Source organism: Methylobacterium sp. 17Sr1-1, from assembly GCF_003173775.1.
Lineage (GTDB): Bacteria > Pseudomonadota > Alphaproteobacteria > Rhizobiales > Beijerinckiaceae > Methylobacterium.
This window is the reverse complement of the sequence record NZ_CP029552.1, coordinates 3624850-3640716: the sequence shown is the minus strand read 5'-3', so window position 1 is coordinate 3640716 and position 15867 is coordinate 3624850. Positions and strand designations below refer to the sequence as shown.

General features: G+C 70.9%; 18 protein-coding genes. 14 read left to right on the top strand and 4 right to left on the bottom strand.

Translation table 11 applies throughout. The features are described 5' to 3' along the window. The first annotated feature begins 229 nt into the window (after positions 1-229). Positions 230-418: a DUF2735 domain-containing protein gene (locus DK412_RS16345; RefSeq protein ID WP_109972798.1), complete on the top strand. Its 189-nt coding sequence runs from the start codon at positions 230-232 to the stop codon at positions 416-418. An 18-nt stretch (positions 419-436) separates the two neighbouring features. On the opposite strand, the gene DK412_RS16340 is transcribed toward DK412_RS16345, so the two are convergent. Continuing rightward, on the bottom strand, positions 437-1366 hold the full coding sequence (locus tag DK412_RS16340; protein WP_109972797.1) for a glutaminase: 930 nt from the start codon (positions 1364-1366) through the stop codon (positions 437-439). Between the two features lie 195 nt (positions 1367-1561). Between DK412_RS16340 and DK412_RS16335 the strand changes: the two genes are divergently transcribed. The 3 genes from DK412_RS16335 to DK412_RS16330 all read left to right on the top strand — a co-directional run bounded on the left by DK412_RS16335 (position 1562) and on the right by DK412_RS16330 (position 3483). Continuing rightward, positions 1562-2530, top strand: a complete 969-nt coding sequence (locus DK412_RS16335; protein ID WP_245446986.1) for an FAD-dependent oxidoreductase — start codon at positions 1562-1564, stop codon at positions 2528-2530. A 268-nt stretch (positions 2531-2798) separates the two neighbouring features. Then, positions 2799-2942 carry a hypothetical protein gene (locus tag DK412_RS30655; RefSeq protein WP_177302962.1) on the top strand — a complete coding sequence of 48 codons (144 nt, stop codon included), beginning with the start codon at positions 2799-2801 and terminating at the stop codon, positions 2940-2942. A gap of 43 nt (positions 2943-2985) precedes the next feature. Continuing rightward, a complete protein-coding gene (locus tag DK412_RS16330; protein ID WP_109972796.1) occupies positions 2986-3483 on the top strand; it encodes a CinA family protein in 498 nt (165 codons plus the stop codon). Positions 3484-3625: 142 nt separating this feature from the next. Here DK412_RS16330 and DK412_RS16325 read toward each other — a convergent pair whose 3' ends face one another. Continuing rightward, positions 3626-4915 (bottom strand): branched-chain amino acid ABC transporter substrate-binding protein, encoded by a 1290-nt coding sequence (locus tag DK412_RS16325; protein ID WP_245446984.1) that lies wholly within the window; start codon positions 4913-4915, stop codon positions 3626-3628. Between the two features lie 410 nt (positions 4916-5325). On the opposite strand from DK412_RS16325, the gene DK412_RS16320 reads away from it, so the two are divergent. The 8 genes from DK412_RS16320 (at position 5326) to DK412_RS16285 (ending at position 12183) form a co-directional block, all read left to right on the top strand. Continuing rightward, entirely contained in the window at positions 5326-6465 is a 1140-nt protein-coding gene (locus DK412_RS16320) for a PepSY-associated TM helix domain-containing protein (protein WP_245446982.1), read from the top strand. A gap of 96 nt (positions 6466-6561) precedes the next feature. After that, positions 6562-8784 (top strand): phosphoribosylformylglycinamidine synthase subunit PurL, encoded by a 2223-nt coding sequence (purL, locus tag DK412_RS16315; RefSeq protein WP_109972795.1) that lies wholly within the window; start codon positions 6562-6564, stop codon positions 8782-8784. 15 nt (positions 8785-8799) lie between these two features. Next, on the top strand, positions 8800-9036 hold the full coding sequence (locus tag DK412_RS16310; protein ID WP_048444429.1) for a BolA family transcriptional regulator: 237 nt from the start codon (positions 8800-8802) through the stop codon (positions 9034-9036). Between the two features lie 22 nt (positions 9037-9058). After that, positions 9059-9580 carry a DUF29 domain-containing protein gene (locus tag DK412_RS16305; protein ID WP_109972794.1) on the top strand — a complete coding sequence of 174 codons (522 nt, stop codon included), beginning with the start codon at positions 9059-9061 and terminating at the stop codon, positions 9578-9580. Positions 9581-9607: 27 nt separating this feature from the next. Further along, complete coding sequence (grxD, locus tag DK412_RS16300; protein ID WP_093566515.1) at positions 9608-9946, top strand: Grx4 family monothiol glutaredoxin; 339 nt, start codon at positions 9608-9610, stop codon at positions 9944-9946. Between the two features lie 119 nt (positions 9947-10065). After that, the gene (locus tag DK412_RS16295) at positions 10066-10962 is read left to right on the top strand and encodes an NAD(P)/FAD-dependent oxidoreductase (RefSeq protein ID WP_109972793.1); all 897 of its coding nucleotides are present in this window, start codon (positions 10066-10068) and stop codon (positions 10960-10962) included. A gap of 226 nt (positions 10963-11188) precedes the next feature. Then, a complete protein-coding gene (locus DK412_RS16290) occupies positions 11189-11371 on the top strand; it encodes a hypothetical protein (RefSeq protein WP_109972792.1) in 183 nt (60 codons plus the stop codon). Between the two features lie 620 nt (positions 11372-11991). Beyond that, positions 11992-12183: a hypothetical protein gene (locus tag DK412_RS16285; RefSeq protein ID WP_109972791.1), complete on the top strand. Its 192-nt coding sequence runs from the start codon at positions 11992-11994 to the stop codon at positions 12181-12183. Between the two features lie 9 nt (positions 12184-12192). Here the strand turns inward: DK412_RS16285 and DK412_RS16280 are convergent, their stop codons facing one another. After that, positions 12193-13101, bottom strand: coding sequence for a hypothetical protein (locus tag DK412_RS16280; protein ID WP_109972790.1), 909 nt, complete (start codon positions 13099-13101; stop codon positions 12193-12195). A 212-nt stretch (positions 13102-13313) separates the two neighbouring features. Further along, positions 13314-14261: a ring-cleaving dioxygenase gene (locus DK412_RS16275; RefSeq protein ID WP_109972789.1), complete on the bottom strand. Its 948-nt coding sequence runs from the start codon at positions 14259-14261 to the stop codon at positions 13314-13316. Positions 14262-14390: 129 nt separating this feature from the next. Here DK412_RS16275 and DK412_RS16270 point away from each other — a divergent pair, with 129 nt between their 5' ends. Then, a complete protein-coding gene (locus DK412_RS16270) occupies positions 14391-15368 on the top strand; it encodes a LysR family transcriptional regulator (RefSeq protein ID WP_109972788.1) in 978 nt (325 codons plus the stop codon). Between the two features lie 209 nt (positions 15369-15577). Further along, positions 15578-15847: a DUF6489 family protein gene (locus DK412_RS16265; protein WP_109972787.1), complete on the top strand. Its 270-nt coding sequence runs from the start codon at positions 15578-15580 to the stop codon at positions 15845-15847. Positions 15848-15867: the final 20 nt, after the last annotated feature.

The following is a 15867-nucleotide window of genomic DNA, read 5'->3' as shown; positions in this document are numbered from 1 at the left end:
CTTTCTTGGGCATCGAGGCGATGCCCTGCCCGGTTGCGCGTCAGAACGTCAGGACGCACAGCGAAGCGCCACACCCGCCAATTCGCGCGACGGCGCAAGCGGAGGCATGCACGAATTGTAGCCAACCACTGATTTTTCCGTGGTCAAACGGCGCACTTCCCAGGCACACTTCGTTACGAATCTCAGAGGCCGTCGCGAGACCGCGCGGCCCTCACGGGAGGCTTTTCCGATGAGCACCACCGGCCCGCGCACCACGGCGAAGATCTACGCCTTCCCGGTCGGCGGCCGCAGCCGCGGCGGCCGCAACGACTGGGCGCTGCCCGCCCCGGCCCCGCGGGAGCGCGGCCCGCAGATCATGCCGGCGAGCGGCGGCTACCACGACGAGGCGATCCGCGAGGAGCGCGCGCGCAAGCCGTAAGCAGGTGGGGCAGCGGCCTTACTCGCCGAAGATCGACCAGCCGAGGCGCTTCGTCAGCTGCTCCAGGGCGATGCGCCCGAGATGGGAATTGCCGGCGGCATCCAGCCCCGGCGCCCATACGGCGATCGAGGCACGCCCCGGCGCCACCGCCAGGATGCCGCCGCCGACGCCGCTCTTGCCCGGCAAGCCGACCCGGTAGGCGAACTCGCCCGAACCGTCGTAATGGCCGCAGGTCAGCATCACGGCGTTGATGCGCTTGGCCCGCTCGGCCTGCACCACCGACAGGCCGGTGCTGGGATCGCGGCCCGAATGGGCCAGGAACCGCCCCGCCACCGCGAGCTGCCGGCAGGTCATGCTGATGGCGCAGTGGTGGAAATAGACCCCAAGCGTGTACTCGACCGGATTGTCGATCACCCCGAACGACTTCATGTAGTTAGCGAGCGCGACGTTGCGGTATCCCGTGCGCTGCTCGGAAGCCGCCACCGCCTCGTCGATGGTGATGCTCGTGTCCTGGGCCAGGAACTGCATGAAGCGCAGGATCTCGCCGAGCGCCTCGCGCGGCTGGTGGCGCGACAGAATCAGGTCGGTGACGGCGATCGCGCCCGCATTGATGAACGGGTTGCGGGGGATGCCCCGCTCGTATTCGAGCTGGACGACGGAGTTGAACGGGCTGCCCGAGGGCTCGCGCCCGACCCGCCGCCACAGCTTGTCGCCGACCATGCCGAGCGCCAGCGTCAGGGTGAAGACCTTCGAGATGCTCTGGATCGAGAACGGCACGTCGCAATCGCCGGCCGCCGCCACCGTCCCGTCGGCGGCGATCACCGCGAGGCCGAAATGGCCGGGGTCGACCCGGGCGAGCTCGGGGATGTAGCGCGCCACCTCGCCGCGGTCGGGACGCTGGCGCATCTCGTCGGCGATCTCGCTCACGACGGTTTCGGGGTTCGGCACGGAACGGGGCTCCTCAGGGGCAGGAGACAGATGCGCAAGTGAAGCGTGGCCTTATCGGTGCAAGTTCGAGGCCTCAAGCGGGTCGCGACAAGTTCCAGGCCTCGCCGCAAGAGATTTCGCGCGATTGATTGGCACCACAGGGGATTGCCGTGCGTTGACCCCGCGTCTGGAGGCCAGGGCGTGGGAGCGGCAGGATTGGACCGGGACGGCACCATCGGCGACGGCACCATCGCGATCGTCGGGGCGGGCATCGCCGGCGCCGCGGCGGCGCGCCGGTTGAGCGATGCGGGCCGGCGGGTCGTCGTGATCGACAAGGGCCGCGGCCCCGGCGGCCGGATGGCGACGCGACGCGGCCCCGATTCCCTGCGCTTCGACCACGGCGCCCAATACTTCACCGCCCGCGACCCGCGTTTCGCCGCCCTGGTCGAGGACTGGACCGCCCGGGGCGTTGCGGGCGCCTGGGGTGGCGAGGGCCGGCATGTCGGCGTGCCCGGGATGTCCGCGCCGGTGGGCGACCTCCTCGATGGGATCGATCTGCGCTGCGGCCGGGCCGTCGGGCGCCTGGCCAGGGAGGGGCGCGGCTGGCGGCTAGCGGAGGCCGACGGTACGGCCCTGGCGAAGGACACCGCCTTCTCGCACGTTCTCCTCACCTGCCCGTCGCCCCAGAGCCTCGCGCTCCTCGCGAGCGCGGACCAGCACCTGCCGGGCGTCGCCGAGGTGCGCTACGCCCCGTGCTGGACCCTGATGCTGGCTCATGACGGCCCTCCCCTGCCGGATTCCTCGGTGCGCGAGGACCGCGACCCGGAGGCGGTCCTCGCCTGGATCGCCCGGAACGACAGCAAGCCCGGGCGCGAGGACGGTTCAACGCTGGTGGCGCACGCCTCCCCGTCCTGGTCGCGCGCCAACCTCGAATGCACGGCTGACGACGTCGCCGAACGCCTCGTCACCGCCCTGCGCGACCGCATTCCGGTCGGAGAGATCCGCCACCGCGCCGCCCATCGCTGGCGCTACGCCGCGGTCGAGCGGGCGGTGGGCGAGCCCTGCCTGTTCGCGCCGGAGACCGGCCTCGGCTTCGCCGGCGACGGCTGCCTCGGGCCGCGGGTCGAGTTCGCCTGTCTGAGCGGCCTCGCCCTCGCCGAGCGGGTGCTCGCGGAGGGGGCGTGATGGCCCGGACGGTCAAGGTGCGGGAGCACACCGCCGATCGGGTCCGGCCCGGACTAGCCTGGCGCCACATCAGGACCATCGTTCCGCCCAAAGGCGGTGCGACACCTCTCCTGACCGGGATGCCCGCATCCCTCAAAACCGGCGCTGCCGGCCCTCGAAGGTGGTGCCCCCCGGCACCGCCCCAAGCCACAGGGAGCCCATGAACCGGGACCACGGGAGGCCTAGCCTCTCGCGGTTCACCTCTGATCCTTCAAGTCGGGTGAGTCCAATGTCTGATGCGTCCCTTTTCCTCCATATCGGCCTGTCGCTGAGCTTCTGCGGCCTCGTCGGCCTCGGCATCGGCCGGGCCCTCGACGCCTGGGTGCGGCTGGCGCCGACCGGCGCCGACGACGAGGGCGCGCTGGCGGAGTAGGACCCGACCGGCTAGGTTTGTCCCTCCAGCAGGAGGACGCCGCTTGCGCGAATTGATGGAGAGGGCCGGGCTCGTCGCCGCCCGGCTGACGGCCCGGCGGGAGACCGTCGCGGTGGCCGAATCCTCCGCCGGCGGCCTCGTTTCCGCGACCCTTCTGGCCGTGCCGGGCGCCTCCGCCTACTATCTCGGCGGCGCGGTGGTCTACACCGCCCAGGCGCGCCGCGCCCTGATCGGGCTCGACGAGGCCGGGATGGCGGGCCTGCGCAGCGCCAGCGAGCCCTATGCCGAGCGCGTGGCCGCTCTCGTGCGCGAGCGCCACGGCGCGGTCTGGGGCCTGTGCGAGACCGGCGCCGCGGGGCCGGGCGGCAACCGCTACGGCGATGCCGCCGGCCATACCTGCCTTGCCGTCGCCGGCCCCGTCACCCGCCGCCTGACCCGCGAGACCGGCCATGGCGACCGGGCCGCCAACATGGAGGCCTTCGCGGCCGCCATGCTCGACGCCTTCCTCGATGCGCTGACCGAGGCGGACGGGGCTCCGTAGGAGCGTTCATCCGCTCGAGCGTCAGGCCCCTGTCCGATTGTCTCCCAACGATCTGACAACCTCCGGGTCATTCCGGGCTCCGCTACGCGGCCCCGGAATGACGCGGAGGCTGTCAGAACTGTCGGGTGAATGAGGTATGTTGTCAGCTCGGCCGGTCCATCCGGCAGGTGGTCGGCACCAGCGTGTCCTTGGTCTCGACCCGGCCGACCATCTTCCAGCCCCAGCCGGTGCCCTCCTCGTCGAAGCGCATGCCGGGCTCCATCGGGCCGAAGGAGTGGACGAACATCGTCTGGAAATACTGGTGGTCGTCTGGGCGCACATACCCCTCGCTGCCGACATGCGGCTTGAGGCGAGCTTGCTCGAGCTTCGGCGCCACCTTGCGCGCCTCGGACGAGCCGGCCTCCTGCATCGCGGTCAGGAGCGCGTTCATCGCGTTGAAGGCGCGCGGATAGGTCGAGCCGATGCCGGTGCGGGCCCGGAACGCGGTCTCGAAGTCCTGCGCGGCGGCATCGCCCTCGTTGGCGGCGCCCTGCGAGACCTCGAACACCCGGTGGGCGAGCCCGGTCTGGCGCACCACCGAGGGTCCGCCGGTGCCGCCGGCATAATAGGTGTAGAAGCTGGCCTGGAGCCCGGCCTCGGCGGCGGCCTTGAGCAGCAGGTTGATGTCCTGGGCCCAGTTGCCGGTGATGACCGCATCCGCCCCCGAGGCGCGGATCTTGGTGACGTAGGGCGCGAAGTCGTTGACCTTCTGCAGCGGCGTCACCTCGTCGCCGACGATCTCGATGTCGGGCCGCTTGGCCTTCAGCATGGCGCGGGCTTGGGACCGGACCGACTGCCCGAACGAGTAATCCTGGTTGATGAGATAGACTCGTCTGATCTCCGGCCGCGTCTTCATGAAGTTCGTCAGCGCCTCCATCTTGATGTCCGAGTTGGCGTCGAAGCGGAAGTGCCAGTAGTTGCACTTCTCGTTGGTCAGCGACGGATCGACGGCGGAGTAGTTGATGTAGATGACCTGGCGGTTCGGGTTGCGCTCGTTGTGCTTGGCGACGAAGTCGGTGAGCGCGGCCGCGGCCGAGGAGCCGTTGCCCTGCACCAGCACCCGGGCACCGGCATCGATGCCCTTCTGGGCGGCGATCAAGGTTTCCTGCGGGTTGACCTTGTTGTCGTAGGCCAACACCTCGAAGCGGAACTGCTTCTGGCGGGCGTTCAGGATCTCGGCCATGTACTGGAAGTGGCGCAGGCCCGCCTCGCCGGTCGGCGCGCCGCCGCCCGAGAGCGGATCGATGAAGGCGATTTTTACGCTTTCCTGCGCGAGGGCCGGGCCGGCGAGCGCCAGGGTCGCGGCGGCGGCGCCGACCACTGGGATCGCAAACGGGCCGCACAGGGACATTGCGACAACGGCGCCACGCAGCGCCTCGCGGATGGGCGTCATACTTCCTCTCCTCTCGGCCGCGATCGTCTCGAGCCCGCCAGGGCCGGCTTCGCGTTGCCGAGGACGAGAGTCCGGCGCGGGAGAGAGACTCGTCAAGCCGAAACTGCGCCCATTCGCCGTTGTTGGCGCCTTACATGTGAGATGCGCCCATATCCAAAATATATTTTGTAGTTCGACTGGCATTCGGGCTCATTTTGGAATCATTATAATAAATATCCCATACCTGACCCAAATCGAAATCATTGACACCCGCTTCGCCCGGGGCATAAGCGTCACCGCGACGAGGGATATCGGCGGGCGATCTTGCGGCAGCGATCGATCGCCCTGACGCGCGACGCGGGAATACGCACCATGATCCAGCCCGAGGCAGGCTCCGCACCCGCGACCCCGGCCGTCCCGGGGGCCCGCCGGTGAGACCCGTCCTGTTCCAGCTCCACTGGTTCCTCGGCCTGACCGCCGGCCTCGTGCTGATGCTGGTCGGGGTGACCGGGGGCATCCTCAGCGTCGAGGACGAGGTCACGGGCCTGATGAGTCCCGGCATCGTCACCGTGCCGGTGCGGGAGGGCCCGCGCCTGACGCCGGACGCCCTGGTCGCCCGCCTCAAGGAGGAGGCGCCGGGCCGCCGCGTCACGCTGATGACCTTAAGCGGCGCGCCGGACGGTGCGGCGCGGGTGCGGCTCGCCGACGGGCCCGGCCGCGGCACCGAGACCCATGTCGACCCTTACGACGGCCGAATCCTCGGACCGGCCCGGGGCGAGGAGGTCTTCGGCACCGTGCGGCGGCTGCATCGCTGGCTGCTGCTGCCCGGCAACGGCGACGGCTGGGGCCGCACCCTCACCGGCGCCGCGGCCCTGGCGATGATCTATCTCGCGCTGTCGGGCCTGTACCTGCGCTGGCCGAAGGGCCGCCGCGACTGGCGGATCTGGCTGAAGCCGGCGCTCGCCCGCCGCGGCCGGGCGCTGTACTGGTCGCTGCACGCGGTCGTCGGCACCTGGATGCTGGTGCTCTACCTCGTCATGGCGCTGACCGGCCTGTGGTGGTCCTACGGCTGGTACCGCGACGGGGTGACGATGCTCCTCACCGGCCGCCCGGCCGCCGCGGCAGCCCCCGCCCGGGGCATGGACAATAAGGGCATGGGAAAGCGGGACGGTGCGCCCGGCCCCCTCGATCCCGCCTTCGCGGCCTTCACGGCGGCCACGAAAGGCCGCTACGCCACCGCCTCCTTGGCGCCCGCCCGCGAGGGCGAGACGATCCGCATCCGCGCGGTGGCGCCGGACGCCGCTCACCCCCAGGCCCGCGACGAGTGGCGCTTCCGGCCCGACGGCACCCTCGAATCCCGCGACCTCTACGCCGAGCGGCCGCTGGGCGCCCGGCTCACCGGCAGCATGCTCGCCCTGCACGAGGGGCGGTTCTTCGGGCCCGTCGGCTGGATCGCCTTCATGCTGGCGGCGCTCGCCATGCCGCTCTTCGGGGTGACGGGGCTGCTGCTCTATCTCGGCCGGCGCCGCAGCCGGCGCCGGCACGCGGCCGCGGCGGTGCAGACCGCCTGACGATACCGTCGGGCGCGGCTCGCGAGTTGCCTTCCGGTCCCATCAGGCAGTAAGCGCACGGGCAGCAGGGCCGCCCGACCGGCGAGAGGATGCCGCATGATCCGCAACGACGTCTCCATCACGCCCGAGCTCGTGCGCCAGCACGGCCTGACCGAGGACGAGTACCAGCGCTTCGTCGGGCTGATCGGGCGCGAGCCGACCATCACCGAGCTCGGCATCGTCTCGGCGATGTGGAACGAGCACTGCTCGTACAAGTCCTCGCGCCTCCACCTGAAGACGCTGCCGACCAAGGCGCTGTGGGTGATCCAGGGCCCGGGCGAGAATGCCGGCGTCATCGACATCGGCGACGGGCTCGCCTGCGTGTTCAAGATGGAGAGCCACAACCACCCGAGCTTCATCGAGCCCTACCAGGGCGCGGGCACCGGGGTCGGCGGCATCCTGCGCGACGTCTTCACCATGGGCGCGCGGCCGATCGCGGCCCTGAATGCGCTCCGCTTCGGCTCTCCGGACCATCCGCGCACGCCCCACCTCGTCTCGGGGGTGGTCGCGGGCATCGGCGGCTACGGCAACTCGTTCGGCGTTCCGACGGTCGGCGGCGCGGTCGGGTTCCACACGCGCTACGACGGCAACATCCTGGTCAACGCCATGGCGGTCGGCTTGGCCAGGACCGATGCGATCTTCTACGCGGCCGCCACGGGCGTCGGGAATCCGATCGTCTATCTCGGCTCGAAGACCGGCCGCGACGGCATCCACGGCGCCACCATGGCGTCGGCGGCCTTCGACGCCTCGTCGGAGGAGAAGCGTCCGACCGTGCAGGTCGGCGATCCCTTCGCGGAGAAGCTGCTGCTCGAGGCCTGCCTGGAGCTGATGCAGTCCGGCGCCGTGATCGCGATCCAGGACATGGGCGCGGCGGGTCTCACCTGCTCGGCGGTCGAGATGGGCGCCAAGGGCAATCTCGGGGTTGAATTGAACCTCGACGCGGTGCCGACCCGCGAGCCCGGCATGACGGCCTACGAGATGATGCTGTCGGAGAGCCAGGAGCGCATGCTCATGGTGCTCAAGCCCGGCATGGAGGCGGAGGCGCAGGCCATCTTCGTGAAGTGGGGTCTCGACTTCGCGATCATCGGCCACACCACCGACACGCTCCGCTTCGTCATCAAGCACGGCGGCGAGACGGTCGCCGACCTGCCGATCAAGGAGCTCGGCGACGAGGCGCCGCTCTACGACCGGCCGCACCGCCAGAACGCCTACCAGCCGGAGGTCAAGGCGGAGGACGTCGCGGCGCCGATGCGCAACGTCGATGCGCTCGCCAAGCTCGTCGGCTCGCCGGACCTGTGCTCGAAGCGCTGGGTCTACGAGCAGTACGACCACTTCATCCTCGGCAACACCGTCCAGAAGCCCGGCGGCGACGCCGCGGTGGTGCGGGTCGAGGACGGGCCGAAGGGGCTGGCCATCACCACCGACGTGACGCCGCGCTACTGCGAGGCCGACCCGGTCGAGGGCGGCAAGCAGGCGGTGGCCGAGGCCTGGCGCAACATCACGGCGGTCGGCGGCCGCCCGCTCGCCATCACCGACAACCTCAACTTCGGCAACCCGGAGAAGCCGGAGGTGATGGGCCAGTTCGTCGGCTGCATCCAGGGCATCGGCGAGGCCTGCCGCGCCCTCGACTTCCCGGTCGTGTCCGGCAACGTCTCGCTCTACAACGAGACCGAGGGCGTCGGCATCCTGCCGACCCCGACGATCGGCGGCGTCGGCGTGGTCGACGACGTGAACCGGATCGCCACCATCGCGTTCAAGCGCGACGGCGACGCCCTGGTGCTGATCGGCGCGACCAAGGGCTGGCTCGGGCAGTCCGCCTACCTCGCCACGGTCTGCGGCCGCGAGGAGGGGGCGCCGCCCCCGGTCGACCTCGCCGCCGAGAAGCGCAACGGCGACTTCGTGCGCGGGCTGATCACCTCCGGGATCGTCGACACCGTCCACGACCTCTCGGACGGGGGCCTCGCCGTCGCGGTGGCCGAGATGGCGCTCGCCGGCAACATCGGCGCGGTGCTGCCCGAATGCCCGCTGCCGGTCGCCTGCCACGCCTACCTGTTCGGCGAGGACCAGGGCCGCTATCTCCTGGCGGTGGAGCCCGACGCGGTCGCCGACCTGCTCTACAGCGCGAGCGCGCAGGGCATCGACGCGGCGGTGATCGGCGTCACCGGCGCCGATTCGCTGACCCTGCCGGGCGACGAGATCGTCGACCTCGAGACCTTGCGCAAGGCGCATGAGGGCTGGCTGCCGACCTATATGGCGGGCCCGACCGCCGACGCGGCCTGAACAGGAGACGACCCGATGCCGATGGATGCCCGCGAGATCGAGGCGATGATCCGGGAGGCCCTCCCCGACGCCACGATCGAGATCCGCGACCTCGCCGGCGACGGCGACCACTACGCCGCCACCGTCGTGTCGGCGGCGTTCAAGGGCAAGTCGCGGGTGCAGCAGCACCAGATGGTCTACGGCGCGCTCCAGGGGCGCATGGGCGGCGTGCTGCACGCCCTTGCCCTGACCACGGGCGTGCCGCAGGATTGAACCACACCCCGAGGGCCGCCGCATGGACGAGATCCGCACGGATCAGCCGAGCCTCTACGACGAAGACGTCGTCGCCTGGGCGGAGCAGCAGGCGGCGGCGCTGCGCGCTCTGGCGGCGCGACCCGAGCTCTCGAACGTCCTCGATTGGGAAAACATCGCCGAGGAGGTGGAGGCTGTGGGTCTTTCGCAGATCAAGGCCTTCGAAAGCGCCCTTCGGGTCATGCTGATCCACGTCCTCAAGTACTTGTCCGCTCCCAGCGCCCAATCGACACGTTCCTGGCGGGTCGAGATCATCGCGTTCCACGCGACGGCCCGGCGACGCTATGCTCCGTCGATGCGCCAACGGGTCGATTGGGATGACCTGTGGCAAGTCTCGGTAGCGGATGCCGCAGCCGCCCTGGAACTGCACGGCGACGTGCTGGTGTCGGGCCTCCCCGATCGTAACCCGTTCACGCCCGAGGAACTGGTCGCAAAGACCTTCACCCTCGACTGGGCGCTCCTACGCCTCGCCGCGGTCTTGCAAAACCCGCGCGACCATCACTAGCTACGGCATACACGGAAGGTAGAGCCCATGACCGACGTCAACAGCCGCATCGAGACCGAGATCAAGTCCCAGGACGTGGTGGTGTTCATGAAGGGCACGCCGCAATTCCCGATGTGCGGCTTCTCGGGCCAGGTGGCCCAGATCCTCAACTACCTCGGGGTGCCGTTCAAGGGCGTGAACGTGCTCGAGGACATGGAGATCCGCGAGGGCATCAAGGCCTTCTCGCAGTGGCCGACCATCCCGCAGGTCTACGTCAAGGGCGAGTTCGTCGGCGGCTGCGACATCACCCGCGAGATGTTCCAGTCCGGCGAGCTGCAGCAGCTGCTCACCGAGAAGGGCATCGCCACCAGCACCGCCGCGGCCTGATCCAGCGGCGTCATCGCTGATCGGAAAGGGGCGCGCGAGCGCCCTTTTTCGTTGCGTTGCGGCGAACCCGGCCAGCCGCCGACGCGTCTACTCCCGAGGACGGCTCTCGGGACAGCGACATGCACGACGTCATCATCGTGGGCGGCGGGCCGGCGGGCCTGTCGGCGGCGCTCATCCTGGGCCGCTGCCGGCGCCGGGTGCTGCTGATCGATGCCGGCCACCCGCGCAACGCCGTGACGCCGCGGATGCACGGCTTCCTCGGCCGCGACGGCCGCGCCCCCGGCGCCTTGCGCGACGAGGGGCGGCGCGAACTCGCCGCCTACGACACGGTCGAGATCTGGGACGGGCGCGTCGCCGACGCGGTGCGCCGTCCGGACGGCTTCCGGGTGGTGATGGACGACCAGCGCCGGGCCGATGCCCGCCGGATGGTCCTCGCCACCGGCCTGCGCACCGACCTGCCGGCCGTCGAGGGCTTTTCGGAGTTCTGGGGCCACGGCGTCCATCACTGCCCCTATTGCGACGGCTACGAGAACCGCGACCGGCCGCTCGCCGTCTACGGCCCGGGCGACGCCGGCAAGGGGCTGGCGCTGGAACTCACCGCCTGGAGCCGGGACCTGACCCTGTTCACCGACGGGCCCTGCGACCTCGATGCCCCGGAGCGCGACCGCCTCGCCCGCCACGGCATCCGGATCGAGGAGCGCGCCGTCGCCCGGCTCGAGGGCAAGGACGGACGCTTCGCCCGGGTGCGCCTGCGCGACGGCACGGCGCTCGACTGCGCCGCCCTGTTCTTCGTCACCGGGCCCTGCATCCCCTCCCCGCTCGTCGAGCGGCTCGGCTGCGACCTCTCGCGCAAGGGCACGGTGCGCACCGGCGAGTACGAGGAGACGAACGTGCCGGGGCTCTACGTCGCCGGCGACGCCTCGCGGCGGGTCCAGCTCGCCATCGTGGCCGCCGCCGAGGGCGCGATGGCGGCCTTCGCCATCAACACCGAGCTCCTGCGCGAGGATACCCGCTGATTCGTCGGCTGCTTCGTCGGCCGCGCGCGAATCAGCATAGGTCAGGACAGATTTCTCGCGATCCGCGGCGCATCGCCCTCGCATAAATAACGAGGCAGCAGCAAGCGCTTGGCAGGCCGGGCGGCAATCCTTGCCGACCCGGCCGTGACGACAATCGTCCTGTCAAGACTTTATCGAACAGCGAAGGTTTGTTAGCTTTTATTGAACGATCACGGGAGGGGCGCCCATGATAGCGTTGGCGCAGGCATGGCGAGCCGGGCTCACCCGGCGCACGCAGCGCACGGTGCTGGCCCGCGAGGCCACCCCGCGGACGGCCGAGGCGGAGCCGCCCGAGCACCACGAACTCACCGTGCGGGACTTGATCCGCATGGCCCAGTCGGCCCGCGCCGCGTCGGAATCGCGCGGCTGACATACGGGACGGCCGGGCGACCGTCCGGCGGATCCGGAGGGTCGAGAACGCTCGTCTCCCGACGGATGGCAGGGCCTGCCGTGGACGCATCCCGCGGGCAGCCGGTCGCCCTCCCTGCCGGGGCGAACCTGCCCAGGCCGGTGGAACCGATTCACTTGGATCCTGGTTGGGGTGCGCGGCGGGGCGACGGCGGTGTCCGAGGACGACGTCACCTCCCGTCGCGACGATGAATCCCGACGCCGGGGCGGTTCCGGATCGCGTCGGGCCGCATGCCGGCCTGCACGAACGGATAAGCTTTCGCGTGTCGCGAGCCACGACTGATTCGGTATTCGCGGCCGTCCGACGCGCTGCGCCGCCTCGCTTCACCGCAACGCACGCACGATCACCATGCGCCGCACAACGCTCGGCGTGCGTTGCCGCACGCCGATCATGCCGGCGCGCGGTTAGACCCTCCGGCAGTGTTGCAAGGGGCGGATACCGTCTTTGGGTGGTAGGCCGAAACTTTTTCTTGCAGCGTGACGCGCGGTGCGGAACTGTACAAGTTCTTCACCGTTACTGGTTCTCAAGCGTGAGTATGCGTACCCCCCACCAGCCACGGGCCGCGCGCCCGGGGGACAATCATGCCCGATTTCGAGTCACGGAACCTCGACGACGCCGAGAGCCTCGCACGCCTCGCCGAGCTTCTCCATCCCACCAAGGCCGCCCGGACCGAGGCCAAGGCCCGTGGCCGCCGGCGCGCTGCCGCCGGCTTCCTGCCGGCGCAGGGTCCCGCCCCGACCGGGCAGGCGGCGCCGGCCCTGCAGCCCGCCTGAGCGCGGCGCCTACCAGGCCTGCGGGGTGATTATCCCTTTGCTGGTCACCACGACCCAGGACCTGCCGCGGCGCTCGATCGCCTCGACGCGACCGGCTCCCGGCAGCGTATCGCCCGGGCCGACCTCGACGAGGCGTCGATTGCGGTTCTCGATCATCGCCATCCCGTCATAGACGTCGCGCAGCACCCAGCCCTCGATGGTGCCCGGCTTGGCCGCGGCCGCCGGCTTGTCGGGGAGGCTGCCGGTCAGGACCGGCTCCGCGGCCGCGACGTGCTTCGGGGTCACCGCGGGAGCCGCCGCCGTCGGCGCCGGGTTCGGGGCGACCGGAACCGCGGCGACCGGCGCCGCGCCCTGGCGCTTCTCCAGCTTGTCGATCAGCGCGGCGAGGCGGACCGCCTGGTCGCGGTCGGCATGCTCCTGGCGCTCGGCGAGAGCGGCCAGGCGCTCGGCCACGGCCGCGACCTTGCCGGCGAGGTCGCCGTCCTGGCGCTGCAACCGATCCAGGCGCTCGGCGATCTGGCCCAGGCGGGCGCCGGCCTCGGCGCGGCCCTTGTCGGCGGAATCGTGGGCCTGGATCGTCCGGTCGCGCAGGAGCGACAGGTCGGTGGCGAGCCGGGCGGATTCGGCGGTGCCGGCCTCGACCCGCCCGCTGAGACGCGTCCACTCGGCCTGCGGGATGCCGGAGCCAGTCCCCTGGATGGCCCCCATCAGCGCCACCGTGCCGCCGCCCGCCAGCGCGCCGAGGCAGGCCGCGCAGAGGAGCCCGGCGAGGGTCGTCGTCTTCAGCTTCGGCAATCCGGGGAGGCCGCCAAACTTGGGCTTGGCCGGCCCCTGGGCCGGGCCGGGCGCCGCACCGACCGGGGCAGCCGCCGCACCGGCCGGAGCCGGCGCGCCGGCAACGTCGTTCTGATCCACCATGACCCGAGCTTCCCAGAAATCCAGGAAGAATTGGGTAACCATGTTTGCTTAACCGATGGTTACCACGCTCGGACGGCATCGGGAGTGTCGTGCGAGGGCGCGGATACCGGTCCGTCGCGGAAGTTGCAGGGGAAACAAAAAGATGGAGCGGTGCCCGCTCGGGCGCCGCTCCAGTGTGGCCCGGGCCTCCACGGCCCGCGCCCGGTCCCGGCTCACGCCAGCGCCGGCAGCACCCGCTCGATCTCGGCCCGGTGCGGCTCGAGGAAGGCCGGCAGCTTCAGCGCCTCGCCCAAGGCCTCGGCCGGCTCGTCGGCGGCAAAGCCCGGCGCGTCGGTGGCGATCTCGAACAGCACGCCGCCGGGCTCGCGGAAGTAGACCGAGCGGAAGTAGTTGCGGTCGCGCTGCTCGGTCACCTGGAGGCCCAGCGCCCCGGCGCGCTCCGCCATCGCGCCCTGGCCTGCGTCGTCGGCGGCCCGGAAGGCGATGTGGTGGACCGAACCGCCGCCGGAGCGGCCGGGCAGGAAGTCGCCGACCTCCCGCAGGGTGACGTGGCCGCCGAGCCCGGCCGTGCCGGTGTACCGGGTGAGCGTGCTCTCCCGTCCCGTCTCGGTCCAGCCGAACACCTCCGTGAGCACCCGGGCGGTCGGCGCAGCCTCCCGCAGCATGAGGGTCACCCCGTGGAAACCCCGCACCGCGTGCTCGGCCGGCACCTCCGACCCGCCCCAGGCCGGCTCGGCCTCGGCGCCGGCGACGCCGACCAGGGCGAGCCGCATCCCATCGGGATCGCGGAACGGCAGCACCGTCTCGCCGAAGACCTTGGCGGGCGCCTCGAAGGCGATGCCGGCCGCGACCAGGCGGTGCGTCCAGTAGCCGATCGAGCCCGCCGGTACCCGGAACGCCGTCTCCTCGGTCTGCCCGACCCCGACCCGGCCGGGGGCGACGTGCTCCCACGGGAAGAAGGTCAGGATCGTGCCGGGCGCGCCGTCCGCGTCGCCGTAATACAGGTGGTAGGTGCCCGGATCGTCGAAGTTGACGGTCTTCTTCACGAGGCGCAGCCCGAGGACGCGGGTATAGAAGTCGAGGTTGCGGCGCGCCGGGCCCGAGATGGCAGTGACGTGGTGCAGGCCCGCGGAGACGGCTTTGGTCGTGGTGGTGGTCATGGTCGGGAACTCCCGGTGGGCGGGCCGGCGGGGGAGGCTGCCGGCATCGCCGCGATGAGGGCAATCTAGGGGTTGCCCTGGCGGCCAGAAATAGAAACAATCGAAACCCATCGTTTCCGGACACGGCTCATGGCGCTGCCCGATTTCGAGGCCTGGGCGATCTTCGCCCGGGTGGCGCAGACCGCGTCGTTCTCCCGCGCCGCGACCGAGCTCGGCCTGTCGAAGGCGACCGTCTCGAAGGCGGTGAGCCGGCTCGAGCGGCGCCTGGGCGCGGCGCTGCTGCACCGCACCTCCCGGCGCCTGGCGCTGACCGAGGCCGGGCGCCTCGCTCTCGACGGCGCCGCCCGCATCCTGGCGGCGGGCGAGGCGGCGGAGGCCGAGGCCCTGGCGCAATCCACGACGCCCCGGGGCCTGGTGCGCCTCGCCGCCCCGATGTCGTTCGGTCTCGCCCACGTGGCGCCGCTCCTGCCCGACTTCCTCGCCGCGCATCCGGAGGTCGCCGTCGACCTCCACCTGAGCGACGCGCAGGTCGACCTCGTCGGCGACGGCTTCGACTTGGGCCTTCGCATCGCGGCGCTCGCCGATTCGAGCCTGCGCCTGCGCCGCCTCTGCGCCGTCGGCCGCTCGCTCGTCGCCGCCCCCGCCTATCTCGACCGGGCCGGACGACCGGAGCACCCGCGCGACCTCTCGGCCCATGCCTGCCTCGGCTACGCCTACCTGCCGAACCCGGAGCGCTGGCACTTCCACGACGCGACCGGCGCAGAGGCGACGGTGACGCCCGCCGGGCGCTTACGGGCGAACAACGCCGACGCGCTGACGCCGGCCTTGCGGGCGGGCCTGGGCCTCGCGGTGCAGCCCGACTTCCTGGTCTGGGACGACCTGCGCGCCGGGCGGCTCGAACGGGTGATGCCGGGCTGGTCCCCGCCATCGGTCGGGCTCAACCTGCTGATGCCGCCGGGCACCGCCCGGCCGGCCCGGGTCACGGCCCTGGTGGCGTTCCTGGAGCGCCGGCTCGCGGCGGCGCCCTGGGTCGCAGGATCGCGGGGGGCCGAGCCCGGAGCGGCCGAGTCGTTGACCGGTCCGGGTTACAGAATGGCCGACCCGTAACAATGCGGCTTTACAACGGTCTCGGAATCGCCGAGGGGGCGCATACGACCTTCGTCGTAGAAACCAGAGCGGCCGCGTCACGTGCGGCCACTTCCGTCTTGTCAGACTAGGTCCTTGATATCACCGCATTTTTTTGCGGCCGGCCCGGTTCCCACACGGGTCAAAAGGTGCTCTAAGCTCGATGCGGGGGCCGAGTAAGGAAGTATGCGATGAAGTTCCGCGTCGAGGTCGATTGCACCCCGGTCGAGGCACGCCAATTCGTTGGTCTTCCCAATGTCGAGCCGCTCCAGGCGGCGGTGATGGCCGAGGTCGAGCGGCGCATGATGGCCGAGATGGATCGCTTCTCGCCCGACGCGATCATGCGCAGCTGGTTCACTGCCTTCCCCCAGGGCGCGGACCAGATGCAGAACATGTTCCTCAAGATGTTCCAACAGGGCTTCGGGGGATCGACGCCCCCCACGACCAAATCCGAATCTTGAAGACGGCGCGAAGCCGTGAT

Bases quoted from the DNA above. Each gene is read 5' to 3' on its own strand.
- DK412_RS16345 (WP_109972798.1), top strand. From the start codon at position 230: ATGAGCACCACCGGCCCGCGCACCACGGCGAAGATCTACGCCTTCCCG.
- DK412_RS30655 (WP_177302962.1), top strand. From the start codon at position 2,799: ATGTCTGATGCGTCCCTTTTCCTCCATATCGGCCTGTCGCTGAGCTTC.
- DK412_RS16325 (WP_245446984.1), bottom strand. From the start codon at position 4,915: ATGACGCCCATCCGCGAGGCGCTGCGTGGCGCCGTTGTCGCAATGTCC.
- purL (WP_109972795.1), top strand. From the start codon at position 6,562: ATGATCCGCAACGACGTCTCCATCACGCCCGAGCTCGTGCGCCAGCAC.
- DK412_RS16310 (WP_048444429.1), top strand. From the start codon at position 8,800: ATGCCGATGGATGCCCGCGAGATCGAGGCGATGATCCGGGAGGCCCTC.
- DK412_RS16305 (WP_109972794.1), top strand. From the start codon at position 9,059: ATGGACGAGATCCGCACGGATCAGCCGAGCCTCTACGACGAAGACGTC.
- grxD (WP_093566515.1), top strand. From the start codon at position 9,608: ATGACCGACGTCAACAGCCGCATCGAGACCGAGATCAAGTCCCAGGAC.
- DK412_RS16295 (WP_109972793.1), top strand. From the start codon at position 10,066: ATGCACGACGTCATCATCGTGGGCGGCGGGCCGGCGGGCCTGTCGGCG.
- DK412_RS16290 (WP_109972792.1), top strand. From the start codon at position 11,189: ATGATAGCGTTGGCGCAGGCATGGCGAGCCGGGCTCACCCGGCGCACG.
- DK412_RS16285 (WP_109972791.1), top strand. From the start codon at position 11,992: ATGCCCGATTTCGAGTCACGGAACCTCGACGACGCCGAGAGCCTCGCA.
- DK412_RS16280 (WP_109972790.1), bottom strand. From the start codon at position 13,101: ATGGTGGATCAGAACGACGTTGCCGGCGCGCCGGCTCCGGCCGGTGCG.
- DK412_RS16275 (WP_109972789.1), bottom strand. From the start codon at position 14,261: ATGACCACCACCACGACCAAAGCCGTCTCCGCGGGCCTGCACCACGTC.
- DK412_RS16270 (WP_109972788.1), top strand. From the start codon at position 14,391: ATGGCGCTGCCCGATTTCGAGGCCTGGGCGATCTTCGCCCGGGTGGCG.
- DK412_RS16265 (WP_109972787.1), top strand. From the start codon at position 15,578: ATGAAGTTCCGCGTCGAGGTCGATTGCACCCCGGTCGAGGCACGCCAA.